This is a genomic window from Mycobacterium sp. (assembly GCF_019247635.1).
Lineage (GTDB): Bacteria > Actinomycetota > Actinomycetes > Mycobacteriales > Mycobacteriaceae > Mycobacterium.
This window is the reverse complement of sequence record NZ_JAFBAR010000071.1, coordinates 1-15,330: the sequence shown is the minus strand read 5'-3', so window position 1 is coordinate 15,330 and position 15,330 is coordinate 1. Positions and strand designations below refer to the sequence as shown.

Sequence of the window (15,330 nt, the reverse complement as noted above, 5' to 3'; positions counted from 1 at the left end):
CGCGTGGTGAGAGAAACTTTCGACAGCGAGGCGCGGTTGTCGTGGGTCCTGGCGACGCTTGCCGGCGTGCTGGGAGCTACCGCCTTCACCCACTCCGCCGGGTACTTTGTGACCTTCATGACCGGCAATGCGCAACGGGCCGTGCTGGGGTACGTCCGGCATGATGTGCGGCTGTCGGTCACCGCGGGTGCGCTGCTGCTGTGCTTCGTCGCCGGCGTGGTAATTGCGTCATGGTGCAGGCGTCATTTCTGGGTCGCACACCCTCATGGTTCGACCGTGCTGACTACCCTCAGCCTGCTGGTCGCCACCGTGGTGGACGTCATCGACGAGGGATGGGAAGAGGATCTTCTCGACTTCGCGCCAATCATGTTGGTGGTCTTCGGTGTTGGCGCTTTGAACACGTCGTTCGTCAAGGATGGCGAGGTGTCGATTCCCTTGAGTTATGTGACCGGCACGCTGGTCAAGATGGGCCAGGGCATCGTACGCCACATCGCGGGCGGAACGGCGGCGGACTGGCTCGGTTACTTTCTGCTGTTCGCCAGCTTCGTGTTTGGCGCCACCTTGGGCGGATGCATCAGCCTGGTGGTCAACGGAACCTGGATGCTGCTGATCGCTTCGGCCGTATGTGCGCTGACGACCGTTTATACCTACTTCCACCAGGACCGTCGCGCGCTGCTGGAAAAAGGGGAATGACAAAAAACATCGACAGCAGCGCTGGCCGTTGCGCTGCTGTCGATGTTGGCTGTGTGGGTCAGGCGGCGGGAGGGCTGGCCGCGTTGATCACCTGCAGGATGTCGGGCTTCATGGCGAGCAACTGCTGGTTCCAGTACGGCCACGAGTGCGTGCCGTTGGCCGGGAAGTTGAACACGCCGTTGCGCCCGCCGTTAGCCGCGTAGGTCTGCTGGAACTGCTGGTTGGTGCGCAACGTAAGACCTTCCAGGAACTTGGCCGGCATGTTGTCGCCGCCGAGGTCGCTGGGCGTGCCGTTACCGCAGTACACCCAGATGCGCGTGTTGTTGGCTATCAGTCGCGGAATCTGAATCATCGGGTCGTTGCGCTTCCACGCGGGGTCACTGGACGGGCCCCACATGCTGTTGGCGTTGTAACCGCCCGCGTCATTCATTGCCAACCCGATCAGCGTCGGCCACCAGCCGTCGGATGGGTTAAGGAAGCCCGAAAGCGAAGCGGCGTAAGGGAACTGCTGCGGGTAGTAGGAGGCCAGGATCAGCGCCGAACCGCCCGACATCGACAGGCCCACCGCCGCGTTACCCGCCGGCGAAACACCCTTATTGGCCTGCAGCCAGGCGGGCATCTCCTGAGTCAGGAACGTCTCCCACTTGTAGGTGTAGTTCTGCCCGTTGCCCGAGGACGGTTGGTACCAGTTGCTGTAAAAGCTGGACTGACCGCCGACCGGCATGATCACCGAAAGGCCGGATTGGTAGTACTCCTCGAAGGCCGGGGTGTTGATGTCCCAACCGTTGTAGTCATCCTGCGCCCGCAGGCCGTCGAGCAGGTAGACCGCGTGCTGCCCGCCGGCCTGGAATTGGACCTTGATGTTGCGGCCCATCGACGGTGACGGGACTTGCAAGTACTCGACCGGAAGACCTGGCTTGGAGAACGCCCCTGCGGTCGCCGAGCCGCCGACGGCAGCGACGAGACCGGACAACAGCGCAGCTCCCAGAGCCGCGACAGCCAGCCGGCGCGGCGCGGTTGCCGCTGCGCCGCGCAACTTTCGCATCTCTTCGAAGAACGTCATAGCTCCTACCCATCCCATTTCGTCGATCTTTCGGTGCCGCACATGGCGGTCGCATCCGTTCTGGGTGAGTGAAGCACGGGAGCGTCGTTGGATTCAGTTGTCGCGGCCGGAGACTGACGTCGCGGTTGGCTAACGATTGGGATTCGGGCCCGATACCTTACCCGGTCATCACGCTTAGGTCACGATTAACTCACGCGACTAAGCGACGCAAAAGTGTTGATGCCGTGGCGATTCCGACCACGGGCGCAATCACCAACACTACGATGTCCACCGGATTGAACGGCGTGCCGATCAGCAGCGCGCGCAAAGCATCGACTTCGTAGCTCAACGGATTGACCTTGCTGAGCACGTGCAGCCAGGTGGGCATCGCGTCGACCGGGTACAGCGCATTGGACGCGAAGAACAGCGGCATCGTGATGGCTTGCCCGATGCCCATCAGGCGATCGCGACTGCGAACCAGTCCGGCCAGGGTCATTGACAGGCAGGCAAAGAACGCCGCTCCGAGCATGACGACACCCATTGCCGCGATAATCCGCAGCGGGTTGATGGTCAGTCCCACGTCCATCACATACGCCAGCGCCAACACGCCGACGACCTGGGCGACCGATCTCACGCCCGCCGCAAACGATTTGCCGGTGACCAACGCCGATGCGGGCGCCGGGGTGGCCATGAGTTTGGCGAGGATGCCCGCGTCCCGATCCCAGATGATCTGTATGCCGTAGAAGATCGAGATGAACAGGGCCGACTGCGCGATGATTCCCGGTGCCAGGAAGGCCAGATACGACACCGACCCAGTCTTGATGACATGCAGGTGGCTGAATGTCGTACCGAAGATCAGCAGCCACAACGCCGGCTGCACCATGCGGGTGACGAGTTCGGACCGATCGTGCTTGAGCTTCTGCAGTTCGACGATTGCAAAGGCCGCGACCCTGCTCGATGTCGCACCGACTCGCTCCCATCCGCGCGGGGCGCTGATGAGGCTCGCGGCCTTGGCTTTCGCGGTGTGCTGGGCGGTTACGTCAACCGACACGACTGGCAACCTTTCTGCTGGAACGGATTTCGCGGAACCCGGAGGGCGCCTCGGTACTCAGATCGCCGGCTGCGTAGTGGCGGAAGACGTCTTCGAGCGTGGCACGGGGCGACGCTTTGGATATCTGCGCCTTTAGGTCCGCGGGCGTGCCCACGGCCCGTAACACGCCGTGATGCATGAGCGCGACGCGATCGCACAGCGCGTCGGCCTCTTCCATGTAGTGGGTGGTCAACAACACGGTCATGCCGAACTGAGCCTGCATGTTTTGCACCTGCGTCCAGACGCCGTCGCGGGCGATCGGATCCAGCCCGACGGTCGGTTCGTCCAGTACCAGCAGCGACGGCCGATTGACCAGTGCCTGGGCCACCTCCAGCCGGCGCACCATGCCGCCGGAGTAGGCGCCGGCCAGCCGGTCGGCCACGTCGAGCAGGTCCATGGCCTGCAATGCCTGATCGACGCGACGGACACGCTGGGCGCGAGGCACCCCGTACAGCCGCGCGAACCATTCCACGTTTTGCCGACCGGTCAAGGCTGGTTCGATCGAGAGTTGTTGTGGGACATAGCCGATATTGCTGCGTATATCGACGGTCTGCGTACGGGAGTCCATTCCGAAGACACGCAGTTCGCCGTCCTGCACCGGAGTCAAGGTGGTGAGCATACGGACCAACGTCGTCTTCCCCGCGCCGTTGGGTCCAAGCAGACCCATCGTCTCGCCTGGGCGCACCTGTAACGTCACGCCATCGACGGCGGTGAACTGGCCGTAGCGATAGGTCAGCTGCCTGCAGTCGATCGCCATCGGTAGTGATCCGCTCATGAGTGCTGCTCCTGCAATTGTCGAGTCACCATGTCAAGGACCTCCAATCCTCTTGCCAAGGAAACGATTTGCTCGTCATCGAGCCTTCCGAGCGCTTCGGCCAGCATTGCTCGCCGAGCGGCCCGAGACGCGTCGACGATCTGCTGGGTGGGCTTGTCCAACCGCAGTTGGCCGACGCGACGGTCCGTCTCGTCGACCGTCCGGAGCAGCAAACCGCTGGCCACCAGCTTGGAGACCATGGTTGAGGCGGTATTGGCAACCAGTCCCAGTTCCGCGGCGGCGGCGCTGACTGAGATCCCGGGTCGTCGGCCGACCAGCCACAACAGCTCCGCCTGGGACTCGGACAGTCCGGCCGAATCCAGTCCCCGACTGGCTGATCGGCGCAGTTGACGTCGGAATCTGCCGACGACACCGAACACCTCGGTGACCATGTCGGTGCGCGTATCGAGCTTGGGCATATACCTCTGTATACGAGCTATATATGTGTGCCCGCTGTGTGCAAGCTAGCCGGCAGCTACTTTTCCAGGCGATGCAGAACGACGTCCGTCAACGCGCCGCCGTCGACGCCCGCCGTCATGTAGGTGCAGTAAGGCTGTCGCCGACGGTCGGTCGGTGAACCCGGATTGAGCAGACGCAAACCGGTTTTCGTCGTCGTATCCCACGGGATGTGACTGTGCCCGAACACCAGGACGTCGCTATCCGGATACAGCCGCGACATGCGCGCCTCACGGCCGACCGCGGCGCCGGTCTCGTGCACGACCGTGAAACGCACGCCGGCCAGCGTCACGTCGGCGCGTTCGGGCAGCCGCTCGCGCAGGCCCGGTCCGTCGTTGTTGCCCCAGCAGCCAACCAGCCGCGCGGAGCTGGCTTGGAGGTTATCGAGCAACTCCGGTGCCACCCAGTCGCCGGCATGCATGACGACGTCGGCGTGCACCACTTCGTCCCAGACCCGCGCGGGCAGGTCACGGGCGCGCTTCGGCACGTGGGTATCGGCGATCAACAGCAGCCTCACGAGTTCTATGCTTACCCGCCATGCGCACTTTTGAGTCAGTAGCAGACCTTGCCGGCGCCGTGGGTGACACCATCGGCCAGAGCGACTGGGTGACCGTTACGCAAGAAAACGTCAACATGTTCGCCGATGCGACCGGCGACCACCAGTGGATCCACGTCGACCCCGAGCGGGCGGCCAAGGGACCGTTCGGCACGACCATCGCTCATGGATACCTGACGCTGTCGCTGCTGCCGCGGCTGATGCACCAGATGTACACCGTCAACGGCATCAAGCTGGCAATCAATTACGGCCTCAACAAGGTTCGCTTCCCCGCGCCGGTGCCGGTGGGGTCCAGGGTGCGCGCGACCAGCACGTTGCTCGGCGTCGACGACGTCGGCAACGGTGCCACGCAGGCGACCGTGTCGACCACTGTGGAGATCGACGGGTCGGCCAAGCCGGCGTGCGTGGCCGAAAGCATCGTCCGCTACGTCACCTGAGTGCGCCGGGTCCAAGTGTGCCGAGCAGACGTAAAAGCACCAAAATCCAGCCGATTTGGGTGCTTTTGCGTCTGCTCGGCGGGTCGGGCCGCTAAAACTCAGCGACTGCGTGTTCCAGGCGTTCGGCCAACCTCGCCTCGGCCTCCGCCCGCCGGGTTGGGATGTGCTGAGACGGGAAAGGCGTTGTCACAGGCTCGTATTCGCGCAAGGTGCGCCGGGCGACTGTCATCTTGTGCAATTCGGTGGCACCGTCGGCGATGCCCAGCGACTCGGCGCCCACCATCATCTTGACGAACGGCATCTCATCGGAGACGCCGAGCGCGCCGTGCAGGTGCAGGGCGCGCTGGGCAACGTCGTGCAGCACCTGGGGCATCGCGACCTTGACCGCCGCGATGTCCCGGCGGACCTTCTGATAGTCGTGGTGCTTGTCGATCAGCCAGGCCGTGCGCAGCACCAGCAGCCGGAACTGCTCGATCTGGATCCAGCTGTCGGCGATCTTCTCCTGGGTCAGTTGAAAGTCGCCGAGGCGCCCATGCCGGGTCTTGCGTGACACCGCCCGCTCACACATCATGTCGAATGCCCTGCGCGCCAACGCGATTGTGCGCATCGCGTGGTGGATCCGGCCGCCGCCGAGCCGGGTCTGCGCGATCATGAACGCCTGGCCCTCACCACCCAGCACGTGATCGGCCGGCACCCGGACATTGTGGTAGCGGACGTAGCCGTGGCTGGCCCGCTTGGCAGACTCGGCGCCCATGCCGACATTGCGGACGATCTCGATGCCGGGTGTCTCCGCCGGGACGATGAACAACGACATCTTGTCGTAGGTGCGCGACTCGGGGTTGGTGACGGCCATGACGATGAAGAACGACGCGTGCTTGGCGTTGGTGGAAAACCACTTCTCCCCGTTGATGATCCAGTCCCCTTCACCCGACCCGTCCCGCTCCGCGGCCGTCACGAACATTCCGGGATCGGAACCGCCCTGCGGTTCGGTCATCGAATAGCAGGAGGTGATCTCGCCGTCCAGCAGCGGCTGCAGGTAGCGGGCCTTCTGCTCGTCGGTCCCGAACAGCGCCAGGATTTCGGCGTTGCCCGAGTCCGGGGCCTGGCAGCCGAACACCGATGGCGCCCAGCGTGAGCGCCCGAGAATCTCGTTGAGCAGCGCCAGCTTGACCTGGCCGAAGCCCTGGCCGCCGAGTTCGGGACGCAGATGGGCGGCCCACAGGCCCTGATCCTTCACCTGCTGCTGCAACGGCCGCAGGATCGCCATCATCTCGGCGTTCTTCTTGTCATAGGGATCGAGGGCCACCAGATCCAGCGGTTCGAGCTCGTCGACCATGAACTTTTCAACCCAGTCCAGCTTCGCCTGATATTCCGGGTCCGTTTCGAAATCCCACACCGTCGCCAACCGTTCCCCGGCGCAACCCCGCGCCGGCATCGTCGCTGAAGCCACACCATCGTAAGCACCTTGCCCGGAACGCCACGGAGTACTACACTGCGTAGTAGTCACGTCGGGGTTCATCCAGAGTTGGGACACGGACCATGGACAAACGCGATACCGCCAGCCGATTCGACTGGCAGAGCAGGTTCGGTTGGGCGACAGTGTTTTTCGCGCTGGCTCTCGGGCTGCACGCCGCTGACCATATCCGCCGAGGAATGGAGGCCAGCCCACCGGCGGTGGTGGCGGCGGGTAATGCGCAAATCCTCGCGGCGGTAATCACCGTCATATTGGTAATCCTGCGAAATCGTTGGGCACCGCACGCTGCGGTCGTCGTCGGAATCGCCAGTGCCGTGGGATTCAGCGCCGCGCACCTGCTGCCGACGTGGGGGCCATTCAGCGATACCTTCGTCAACCCCGCCCCGGCCGCCGGGGTGACCTGGTTCTCGTGGGTGACGGCCGTCGTGGAAATCGTGGCCGATCTCGTCTTCGCCGCGGTCGGCCTTGCCGTTCTCAGCCACCGCCGGGCGCGCGCCTGATCGCGCAGCGGTTGAATAGCCCGATGGAGTCGCACACCGAAATCGTTATCGTGCCGATCGGCAAAGTCTCCAGCACGCGGGTGAAGCCGGTCGATGACGACTGGGACGCCGAGACGGCCGTGATCCGCCTCTCGGACCGGTATGACGAGTCAGCTCTGTGGGGTTGGACGGCTTCTCGCACATCGACGTGGTGTACCTGTTCGACCGCGCGGACTCGACGCGATCGATGGAACGCCGGTTATCGACATCAAGCCCTACATGAGCGAGTTCGGCCCCCGCGGGCCGCTGCGGCAGCCGCAGGGGGCGACCGAACTCATGAAGCATTACTGGGATTAGCCCTGCCGCTTGATCTTTCGCTGATCGGAGAGGTATGCGGTGATGACGTCGACCAGCATCTGACGGTCTCTGGTACTGTCCAACGGCTTCGGCCAGGTCAGCTGCACCGCCACCAGGCCGCGGATGGTGGCCCAGATGATGTTGCCCAACCGGCTCGCCCGCGACCGCGAGAGACCGGTTCCGAGATATTCACCGATCTCGGTCATCCGTGCCGTCATTGCGGCCAGGTGCGCGTTGGCGGTCGCGGTGCGCGCGCCCCGGCTGGCGATGAGGATCTCCAGCGCCGCCATCGACGTCGGGCTGGAGAAAGCCCGCCACACCGCGTCGACGACGAACGCCGGGCGCTGCCCGACACTGATCGTCGCAGCCTGGGTGGGCAGCGCGTCAAGCATCTCGAGCAGTTCGCCGAATCCCTTGTCCACCACCGCCATCAGGATCCCGTCCAGATCGCCGAAGTGGTATTGCACGACGCCCCAGGTCACCCCGGCGCGGTCGGTGATCTGCCGCATGCTGGGCGGGGCGAATCCCTCGCGCAGGATGTAGCGGACGGTTTCGTCGATGACGGCTTGCCGGCTGCGCTCCGCGCGCGCCTGGCCGCCGCCAGGAGGTCTGCGCGGCCGTGTCATAGGCAAGTCATACGCTCCGAATGTTCTAGATCGGGCCGCTCGATCAGCATGCGCAACGAGTGTCGCCCGACATTGCCGTCGAGTACTGCACGACGCGCCTCATGTCAGCACGGTCCGTATGGGCCACAGCGGCGCGCTCATCTCGGCCCACGAGCCGTAGTGACCGGGCTGCTTGCCGGCGCGGATTGCGGCCATCCGTGCATCGAGTTCCGGGGTATTCTTGCCGTCGCGCAGGATGTCAAGCATTGCGGCAGTGGCCATTCCGACATCGAAGATGTCGCGCTGCCAGGACCAGCTGCGGCGTCCGCTGTACTGGAACCAGCTGCCGCCCAGTCCCTGGATTTCGTAGGGCTCGCCGCTGGGGGATGCAAAGGTGGACAACTGGCGCCACAGGCCGAACGCCTGCCCGGACCGGTCGTCGAAAAGCACCGTCTGGTAGGGATAGATCCAGCCTTGAAAGCCGAGCATCTCGGTGCCGAGAGCCAGATCGCGAATCTCGTCCCGGCCGTTGGCCATAAACTGGTCGGTCGGCGAATACGACCATCCGTAGCTGGCGTCAGGTTCGTAGAAGTCCGCCATGACACCCCAGTCGCCGGCGTCCTGCGCCCGGCGATTCACGTCCAGCCAGTCGTCCCAGAACTGGTCGAATTCGGCGCGGTCACACGTCATGAATATCTCCTCACATCAGATCGGTGATGGTCTTCAGCCCCGCCTCGTAGAGCACCCCGGGTAGCATGCCGCCGTCGATCTCGATGGTCGTCCCGTTGACGTAATCGGCTGCGCCAGAAGCCAAGAAGACGACGGTGCGGCCCACTTCGGCGGGCTCGCCGCCGCGCCGCATCGGGACCTTCGCGAAATACTCTGTGCCCGTTGGGTCGTCTTTGTTGAGCACGAACGCCCGGAAGTTGTCGGTGATGGTCGGGCCCAGAGCCACACAGTTGACCCGCACCTTGGGCCCCCATTCCTGCGCGAGCGACCGCGTCATGTGATTGAGCCCGGACTTCGCGGCGCCGTATGACACCAGCGTGGGCGAGCCCGCCGGATGACTGGCGCCGCTGGAGATGTTGACGATGCAACCGGTGCCGTCCTGCGTCTTCATCTGCCGGTAGGCGCGAATCGCGAACCACATCGGGCTGATCAGGTTCATCTGTACGGCGAAGGCGTGGAACAGGGCGGTGCGTTCGAAGTCGTCGGCGGCCCGCGGGGAGCCCTGCAGCCGCTGCACCAGTTCGGGAATGTCGTCGACGTGCGGGGCCGGCACGGTGCCGCCGGCGTTGTTGACCAGGATATCGATCCGGCCATAGCTGTCGACGACCTGCTGAACGAACGCATCGATAGCGCCGTAATCGCCTTGGTCGCAGACCAATTGGGCGCTGCGCTGCGTCCAGTCGGGTTCGGAGTCGACGCCGGGCAGCGCGTCCAACGGCGATCGTGCACAACCGATGACCGTCGCTCCTGCTCGCAGCAACTCGTGCGCGATGCCCACGCCGACGCCGCGACTAGTTCCCGTGACGACGGCGACCTTGCCGTCCAGCACACCCACGGCTACGAATGATTACACGTGTAATTTTTCTAGGCAAGGGGCCTCCCCGTTTCACCGCGAGCAGACGCAAACGCACACGAATCGTCGGCGTGTCGGGTGCTTTTACGTCTGCTCGCGGTCGCAGGTGCGCCGGCGCGGTCGCAGGTGCGCTGCTCGCGGTCGCAGGTGCGCTGGCGCTAGTGCAGTTTGGGTAGCACCTTGGTCCGGTAGAAGTCGATGGCGGCGAGCGGGTCGTCCTGGGGGAAGTGCAGAAACGGAATGGCGCCTGCGTCGAGAACCGACTGCACCGCACCGATATGGACGGCGGGGTCGGTGCCGACCGTCCAGTTGGCTAACACCTTTTCGATCGGATTGACGTCGGCGGCACGCTGGATCTCGACGGGATTGGGTTGGTCGACGGCGCCGGCGGTAAATCGCCACAGGGTGGCGGCGCGGGTGGCCTCGGTGTGATCGCCGACGACGGCGAACAGTTCGGCTCGCTTGCCCAGCCCCGTCGCATCGCGCCCGGCTTTCTGCGCGCCGGCGCTGAACGCATCGAGCAGCTTGGGGTTCTGGAGGTTGCGGGCCTGTGTTATCCAGCCGTCGCCGTGCTGGCCGGCCAGCGCGGCACTCTTGGGTCCACCAGCGGCCACGAATATCGGCGGCGGGCTGGCGGGCACGTCGTAAAGCTTCAGCGCGTTCGTCTGAAAGTAGTCGCCCGCGAACGAGATTCGCTCCCCGCTCCACAGCTGCCGGATCAGGTCGATGGCCTCAATGAGCCGGTCGTGGCGCTCGGTGTATTTGCCGAACGTGTTGGTGGCGGCCTGCTCGTTGAGCCGCTCGCCGGTGCCCAGTCCCAGGAAGACGCGGCCCGGGCTCAGGATCGCCAGCGAGGCGAATGCCTGGGCGACGGTCGCCGGGTGGTAACGGTAGATCGGGCAGGTCACCCCGGTGCCGAACGAGATGTGGCTGGTGCTGTTGCCCACCAATGCCAGTGTCAGCCACGGAAACATCGAATGGCCCTCGTTGTCTTGCCACGGCTGCAGGTGGTCGCTGGCCCATGCGTACTGAAAACCCGCCTGTTCGGCCGCCTTCGCTTGGGCGACCAGTTGGTCGGCGCGGAATTGCTCATGCGAAAGCGTGATGCCGACGCCCTTGCCTGGCGAGGGCGTCGGGCCGGCCGGGGACCCGCGGTGGATGTCACAGCCGGCCGGCGCACCGGCGACACCGAGCGCGCCGGCGCCGGCGGCCAACTGGCCGAATGTCCGCCGAGAGATGCCGGTCACCGGCTCGGAGTACCCGCCAGGCAGCTCGTCACACTCGCCGGATGCGTCGGGGGTGAAGCCGGCGTCACCTTGGCCGAGGACTCGTGCGCCCGCGGTTGTTCTAGCCTGACTTGGTGACCCTGCAGGCCCAGCCGGCACGCAAAGCGGATGTCCGTGAACTGTCGCTGACCATGGCTCGGGCGTTCTACGACGACCCGGTGATGAGCTGGTTACTTCCCGGTGCCAGCGCGCGGCTCGGGCAGCTGACGCTGTTGTTCGCGACGATGACTCGGCACCATCACCTGGCCGGCGGCGGTGTGGAGGTGGCCCGCGACGGGCCGGGAATCGGCGCGGCGGCACTGTGGGATCCGCCGAACCGATGGCAGGAATCGCGCTGGGCGCAGCTCGCGCAACTGCCGGCATACCTGCGGGTGTTCGGCTACCGGTCGGCCAAGGGGCGTGCCGTGCAGAAAATGATGAAGCGTACGCACCCCGAGGAACCGCACTGGTATCTGGCCGCCATCGGCAGCGACCCGACCGTGCGGGGGCAAGGGTTCGGCCAGGTGCTGATGCGGTCCCGGCTGGCGCGGTGCGACACCGAGTACTGTCCGGCCTACCTGGAATCAAGCAAACCCGAAAATGTGCCCTACTACGAGCGTTTCGGCTTCACGGTGATTCGAACGATCGAGCTGCCCATGGGCGGACCCCCGATGTGGGCGATGTGGCGCGAGCCACGGTGACCGTCAGGGAATGCTGCGCCACCCGGCGATGCCGATTGCGATCATCCGTAGTTGTTTCACCGAAATTCGGTTGATCTCGTCCAGCGCTTCGGCGCTCTGCGCGTCCTCGATAGCCTCGGCGGTGGCGATCATCGCGTTGACGAATAGGCTTGCCAGCACATTGAGATCCTCGGTGCTCCACGTGTTCAACCCGGGGAAGCGGGCAAGGTCGGTGGCCAGCTCGGAGGTGATCAGCCGGATTTCGGTGCGGATGGCATAGCGCAGGACCGATACTCCGGTCGACCGTTCCCGGGCGATGAAACGCCAGTGCTCGCGCCGTTCGGCGACGCTGCCGACCAGAATCTCGACGGATGACTCGATCACCCGGTTGGGGTCGAGCTTGCCGGCGCGCGCCCCGCGCAGGGTGTCGCGCAGGGCGCGAAACGACTCGTCGATCAGCACCAGGCCCAGGGCCTCCATCGACTCGAAATGGCGATAGAACGCCGCGGGGACTATGCCCGCTTCGCGGGTGACCTCGCGCAGGCTCAGGGCACCGAAACTGCGGTCGGCCAGCAGTTTGAGGGCTGCGGCGACGATGGAGCGCCGGGTCGCCTCTTTGCGCTCCCCGCGCGAGGGACTGGAGGTGTGGTCGCGGCGACGTTCATGGCCCGAGCGTCGCGGGTGTGTTCCAGGAGTACGACCGTTCACTATGTGAACCGTAACACAGAGCTGCCAAAACCCTTGACCACCTGCGCAGCATCCTGTCACGGTGTACATATGTTCACTCAAACTTTCACTCGGACGTTCGCCAAGCGAGTCCTGAGTTCTGACCTGGTTGACCTGCTCACCGGACCGCACGGCGTCGACCGGTACACCGAGCTAGTGACGCCGACGTGGACGTTGGGGGAGGCCCGCGCCAAGGTCGTCGATGTGCGGCGCACCACGCCGCGTAGCGTCACCCTCACCCTGGCGCCGAACGCCGCGTTCACTGGCCGCAGCGCCCTCAAGGCGGGCCAGTACGTCAACGTGACGGTCGAGATCGACGGCCGCAAGCACACCCGGTGTTATTCGCCGGCCAACGCCGAAGGCGGCTCGCAGCTGGAGCTGACGATCGGTCAGCACGACGGCGGACTGGTCTCGACCTTTCTCTACGAGCGGGCCCGTCGTGGCATGGTGCTCGGCCTGTCCGGCATCGGTGGCGACTTCGTGTTGCCGGAGCGGCGGCCCCAACGCATCCTGTTCGTCTCTGGCGGCAGCGGGATCACGCCCGTCCTGGCGATGCTGCGCACGCTGATCGCCGAAGGTCACCCGGGTGAGATCGCATTCGTCCACTACTCGCGCAGCGCCGCCGAGGCGTGCTACCGCGACGAGCTGGCCGAGATGCCCGGCGTGCGGGTGCTGCACGGTTACACCCGATCCGACGACGGCGACCTTGTCGGTCGCTTCGATGCCGAGCACCTGAGGGCGGCCATGCCTTCAGGGCATGAGCCGGACGTGGTGTTCGTCTGTGGGCCAACCAGTTTGGTAGACGCCGTCACGCAGCACTGCGACAACGTGCACACCGAGAGCTTCGTGCCACCGGTGTTCGAGCCGCCGACAAATCCGTCAGGAGGGCGAATCAGCTTCGCGGACAGCGGCATTGACGTTGCCGACGACGGACGTTCATTGCTGGAACAGGCCGAATCCGCGGGCCTGACACCGGAGAACGGATGCCGGATGGGCATCTGCCACACCTGCACGCGACGGAAGACCTCCGGCACCGTGCGCAATTTGATCACCGGCGCCGTCTCCACCGGACCCGACGAGGACGTGCAGATTTGTGTGTCGGTTCCCGTCGGCGACGTGGACCTCAGTCTGTAAGCCGTAAAGCCACTGAAAAGCCCGTAAATCATGGGAGGAGAACCAATGTCAAACGACAAGATCACCCTGACCAAAGAGCAGGCCGACGCCTTCGGCCGCGAGCTCGACACCATCAAGGAGCGCGTGATGGCGGACCTCGGCGAGCAGGATGCCGACTACATCCGTCGCGTCATCAAGACCCAGCGCACGCTGGAGGTCGGCGGACGCGCGCTGCTGTTCGCCGGGATCCTCCCGCCGGCCTGGCTGGCCGGCACCGCGATGCTGGGCGTCGCGAAGATCCTGGACAACATGGAGATCGGGCACAACATCATGCACGGCCAGTACGACTGGATGCGTGACGCGACGATCTCCGGCCGCGACTTCGAGTGGGACACCGCATGCCCCGCTGACCAGTGGCGGCACTCGCACAACTACATGCACCACACCCACACCAACATCGTGGGGATGGACCGCGACATCGGCTACGGCATCCTGCGGATGAGCGAGGACCAGCGCTGGAGCCCGTACTACCTGGGCAACCCGCTCTATGCCTTCCTGTTGATGGTGCTGTTCCAGTACGGCGTCGCCCTGCACGAGCTGGAAACCGAAAAGATCCGCTCCGGTGAGATCCGGGTGCGCGACAAACGCGACACGCTCAAGGCCATCTGGAAAAAGACGAAGCGCCAGGCGCTCAAGGATTACGTCGCCTTCCCGCTGCTGGCCGGCCCCTCCGCGCCGTTCGTCTTCACCGGGAATTTGACGGCCAACCTGATGCGCAACGTGTGGTCTTACATGATCATCTTCTGCGGCCACTTCCCAGACGGCACACAGGAATTCACTGTCGAGGAGACCAAGGACGAGACCCGTGGACAGTGGTACTTCCGCCAGGTGCTCGGTTCGGCGAACCTGACCGGTGGCAAGATCTTCCACCTGTTGTCTGGCAATCTGTCGCACCAGATCGAGCACCACCTGTTCCCGGACATGCCGGCCCGCCGCTACTCCGACATCGCACCCGAGGTGCAGGAGATCTGCGAACGCTACGGCATCCCCTACAACAAGGGCCCCCTGCTCAAGCAGTTCGGCACCGTCGTCCGCAAGATCGTCAAACTCACTTTCCCGGAGTCGCGGTCGGCGTTGTCGAAAACCGAGCAGCGCGAGGGCGTGCCGGTGGCCGCCTGAGGCCGGAGTCGCCGCGCCGGCAGTTCGGGCACTGCTGGCACGTCCGGGCGTTTCGGCCGCGCGTCGGCCGCGCGGCCGAGCAGACGCAAAAGCACGCAAAACGTGCCGTTTCGAGTGCTTTTGCGCCTGCTCGCCGCGGTTACCGAGGCCCCAGCAACGCGATAGAAGCATCCACCGCCGGCTGGACGATGTCGCGAGGGGGCCTGCCGTCCTCGACGGCCAGCGCGACCAGTTCCCGCAGACCGCCGACCAAGATCACCGCCAGCGGCTGCGTCAGCGGCGGCAGGCCGGCGCGCCGGAACCCCGGGCTGCTGCTCAGGTCGATCAGCAAGTTCGTCAACAGTTCCAGCCCCTGTCGTTGCACGGGGCGAGCGAAGTCGCCCAGGGACGGAAGTTCACGGATCCAGCTCAAGGTGATGGCCGGTCGGGACTCGATATTGCCGACGTAACCGTGGACCGCCTGGCGAATCTGGTCGTGCCAGTCCGCCTCCGGATCGACCGCACCCCGGATGTCTTCGGCCATGATCTCGATCTCGGTCCGCAGCAGTTCGAGGAAGCATTGTTCCTTGCTGGCGAACTGGCCGTAGAAGGTGCGCTTCGAAGTGCGCGCATGGCGGACGATGTCGGCCACGGTGGTGGCGCGGTAGCCCTGCTCACCGATCGCCGCGGCCAAGCCGTCGAGCAGTCGAAGCCGAAACGGGTCTGAGGCGACCAGGCCCGCGCAGTCTGCGTCGCTGGACACTGCTGTCACGCCGGCCCCCTTTCCCGGAATACTTGTCAGG

The 15,330-nt window shown here is 65.0% G+C and carries 19 protein-coding genes; 7 read left to right on the top strand and 12 right to left on the bottom strand.

Annotated elements, in window-relative coordinates; genetic code table 11:
- Positions 1-6: 6 nt before the first annotated feature.
- Entirely contained in the window at positions 7-693 is a 687-nt protein-coding gene (locus JO236_RS10440) for a YoaK family protein (protein WP_416362209.1), read from the top strand.
- Between the two features lie 58 nt (positions 694-751).
- On the opposite strand, the gene ag85C is transcribed toward JO236_RS10440, so the two are convergent.
- The 5 genes from ag85C to JO236_RS10415 form a co-directional block, all read right to left on the bottom strand.
- Positions 752-1,756 carry a diacylglycerol acyltransferase/mycolyltransferase Ag85C gene (gene ag85C, locus JO236_RS10435; RefSeq protein ID WP_293329418.1) on the bottom strand — a complete coding sequence of 335 codons (1,005 nt, stop codon included), beginning with the start codon at positions 1,754-1,756 and terminating at the stop codon, positions 752-754.
- Between the two features lie 190 nt (positions 1,757-1,946).
- Positions 1,947-2,786, bottom strand: coding sequence for an ABC transporter permease (locus tag JO236_RS10430; protein WP_293329417.1), 840 nt, complete (start codon positions 2,784-2,786; stop codon positions 1,947-1,949).
- The gene (locus tag JO236_RS10425) at positions 2,776-3,600 is read right to left on the bottom strand and encodes an ATP-binding cassette domain-containing protein (protein ID WP_293329416.1); all 825 of its coding nucleotides are present in this window, start codon (positions 3,598-3,600) and stop codon (positions 2,776-2,778) included. The genes JO236_RS10430 and JO236_RS10425 overlap by 11 nt, the downstream gene beginning before the upstream one ends.
- Positions 3,597-4,058: a MarR family winged helix-turn-helix transcriptional regulator gene (locus JO236_RS10420; RefSeq protein WP_293329415.1), complete on the bottom strand. Its 462-nt coding sequence runs from the start codon at positions 4,056-4,058 to the stop codon at positions 3,597-3,599. Before JO236_RS10420 ends, JO236_RS10425 begins: the two co-directional genes overlap by 4 nt.
- Positions 4,059-4,114: 56 nt before the next feature.
- The gene (locus JO236_RS10415) at positions 4,115-4,612 is read right to left on the bottom strand and encodes a metallophosphoesterase family protein (protein WP_293329414.1); all 498 of its coding nucleotides are present in this window, start codon (positions 4,610-4,612) and stop codon (positions 4,115-4,117) included.
- Between the two features lie 20 nt (positions 4,613-4,632).
- Between JO236_RS10415 and JO236_RS10410 the strand changes: the two genes are divergently transcribed.
- Positions 4,633-5,088 (top strand): MaoC family dehydratase, encoded by a 456-nt coding sequence (locus JO236_RS10410; RefSeq protein ID WP_293329413.1) that lies wholly within the window; start codon positions 4,633-4,635, stop codon positions 5,086-5,088.
- A gap of 91 nt (positions 5,089-5,179) precedes the next feature.
- On the opposite strand, the gene JO236_RS10405 is transcribed toward JO236_RS10410, so the two are convergent.
- A complete protein-coding gene (locus JO236_RS10405; RefSeq protein ID WP_293329431.1) occupies positions 5,180-6,484 on the bottom strand; it encodes an acyl-CoA dehydrogenase family protein in 1,305 nt (434 codons plus the stop codon).
- A gap of 143 nt (positions 6,485-6,627) precedes the next feature.
- Between JO236_RS10405 and JO236_RS10400 the strand changes: the two genes are divergently transcribed.
- Positions 6,628-7,062: a hypothetical protein gene (locus tag JO236_RS10400; RefSeq protein ID WP_293329412.1), complete on the top strand. Its 435-nt coding sequence runs from the start codon at positions 6,628-6,630 to the stop codon at positions 7,060-7,062.
- A 141-nt stretch (positions 7,063-7,203) separates the two neighbouring features.
- Complete coding sequence (locus tag JO236_RS22510; RefSeq protein ID WP_416362208.1) at positions 7,204-7,398, top strand: TrmO family methyltransferase domain-containing protein; 195 nt, start codon at positions 7,204-7,206, stop codon at positions 7,396-7,398.
- On the opposite strand, the gene JO236_RS10395 is transcribed toward JO236_RS22510, so the two are convergent.
- The 4 genes from JO236_RS10395 to JO236_RS10380 form a co-directional block, all read right to left on the bottom strand.
- The gene (locus tag JO236_RS10395) at positions 7,395-8,024 is read right to left on the bottom strand and encodes a TetR/AcrR family transcriptional regulator (protein WP_293329411.1); all 630 of its coding nucleotides are present in this window, start codon (positions 8,022-8,024) and stop codon (positions 7,395-7,397) included. The two genes, JO236_RS22510 and JO236_RS10395, sit on opposite strands and share 4 nt — an antisense overlap.
- Before the next feature lie 99 nt (positions 8,025-8,123).
- Positions 8,124-8,693 carry a nuclear transport factor 2 family protein gene (locus tag JO236_RS10390; protein ID WP_293329410.1) on the bottom strand — a complete coding sequence of 190 codons (570 nt, stop codon included), beginning with the start codon at positions 8,691-8,693 and terminating at the stop codon, positions 8,124-8,126.
- 10 nt (positions 8,694-8,703) lie between these two features.
- Positions 8,704-9,567: an SDR family NAD(P)-dependent oxidoreductase gene (locus JO236_RS10385; protein ID WP_293329409.1), complete on the bottom strand. Its 864-nt coding sequence runs from the start codon at positions 9,565-9,567 to the stop codon at positions 8,704-8,706.
- Between the two features lie 176 nt (positions 9,568-9,743).
- Positions 9,744-10,832 (bottom strand): F420-dependent hydroxymycolic acid dehydrogenase, encoded by a 1,089-nt coding sequence (locus JO236_RS10380; protein ID WP_293329408.1) that lies wholly within the window; start codon positions 10,830-10,832, stop codon positions 9,744-9,746.
- Between the two features lie 113 nt (positions 10,833-10,945).
- Here JO236_RS10380 and JO236_RS10375 point away from each other — a divergent pair, with 113 nt between their 5' ends.
- Entirely contained in the window at positions 10,946-11,551 is a 606-nt protein-coding gene (locus JO236_RS10375) for a GNAT family N-acetyltransferase (protein ID WP_293329407.1), read from the top strand.
- A gap of 3 nt (positions 11,552-11,554) precedes the next feature.
- On the opposite strand, the gene JO236_RS10370 is transcribed toward JO236_RS10375, so the two are convergent.
- A complete protein-coding gene (locus JO236_RS10370; RefSeq protein WP_293329406.1) occupies positions 11,555-12,238 on the bottom strand; it encodes a TetR family transcriptional regulator in 684 nt (227 codons plus the stop codon).
- Positions 12,239-12,307: 69 nt separating this feature from the next.
- Here JO236_RS10370 and JO236_RS10365 point away from each other — a divergent pair, with 69 nt between their 5' ends.
- Positions 12,308-13,390, top strand: coding sequence for a ferredoxin reductase (locus tag JO236_RS10365; protein ID WP_293329405.1), 1,083 nt, complete (start codon positions 12,308-12,310; stop codon positions 13,388-13,390).
- A gap of 45 nt (positions 13,391-13,435) precedes the next feature.
- A complete protein-coding gene (locus tag JO236_RS10360; protein WP_293329404.1) occupies positions 13,436-14,548 on the top strand; it encodes a fatty acid desaturase family protein in 1,113 nt (370 codons plus the stop codon).
- A 139-nt stretch (positions 14,549-14,687) separates the two neighbouring features.
- On the opposite strand, the gene JO236_RS10355 is transcribed toward JO236_RS10360, so the two are convergent.
- Positions 14,688-15,290: a TetR/AcrR family transcriptional regulator gene (locus JO236_RS10355; protein WP_416362210.1), complete on the bottom strand. Its 603-nt coding sequence runs from the start codon at positions 15,288-15,290 to the stop codon at positions 14,688-14,690.
- Positions 15,291-15,330 lie beyond the last annotated feature (40 nt).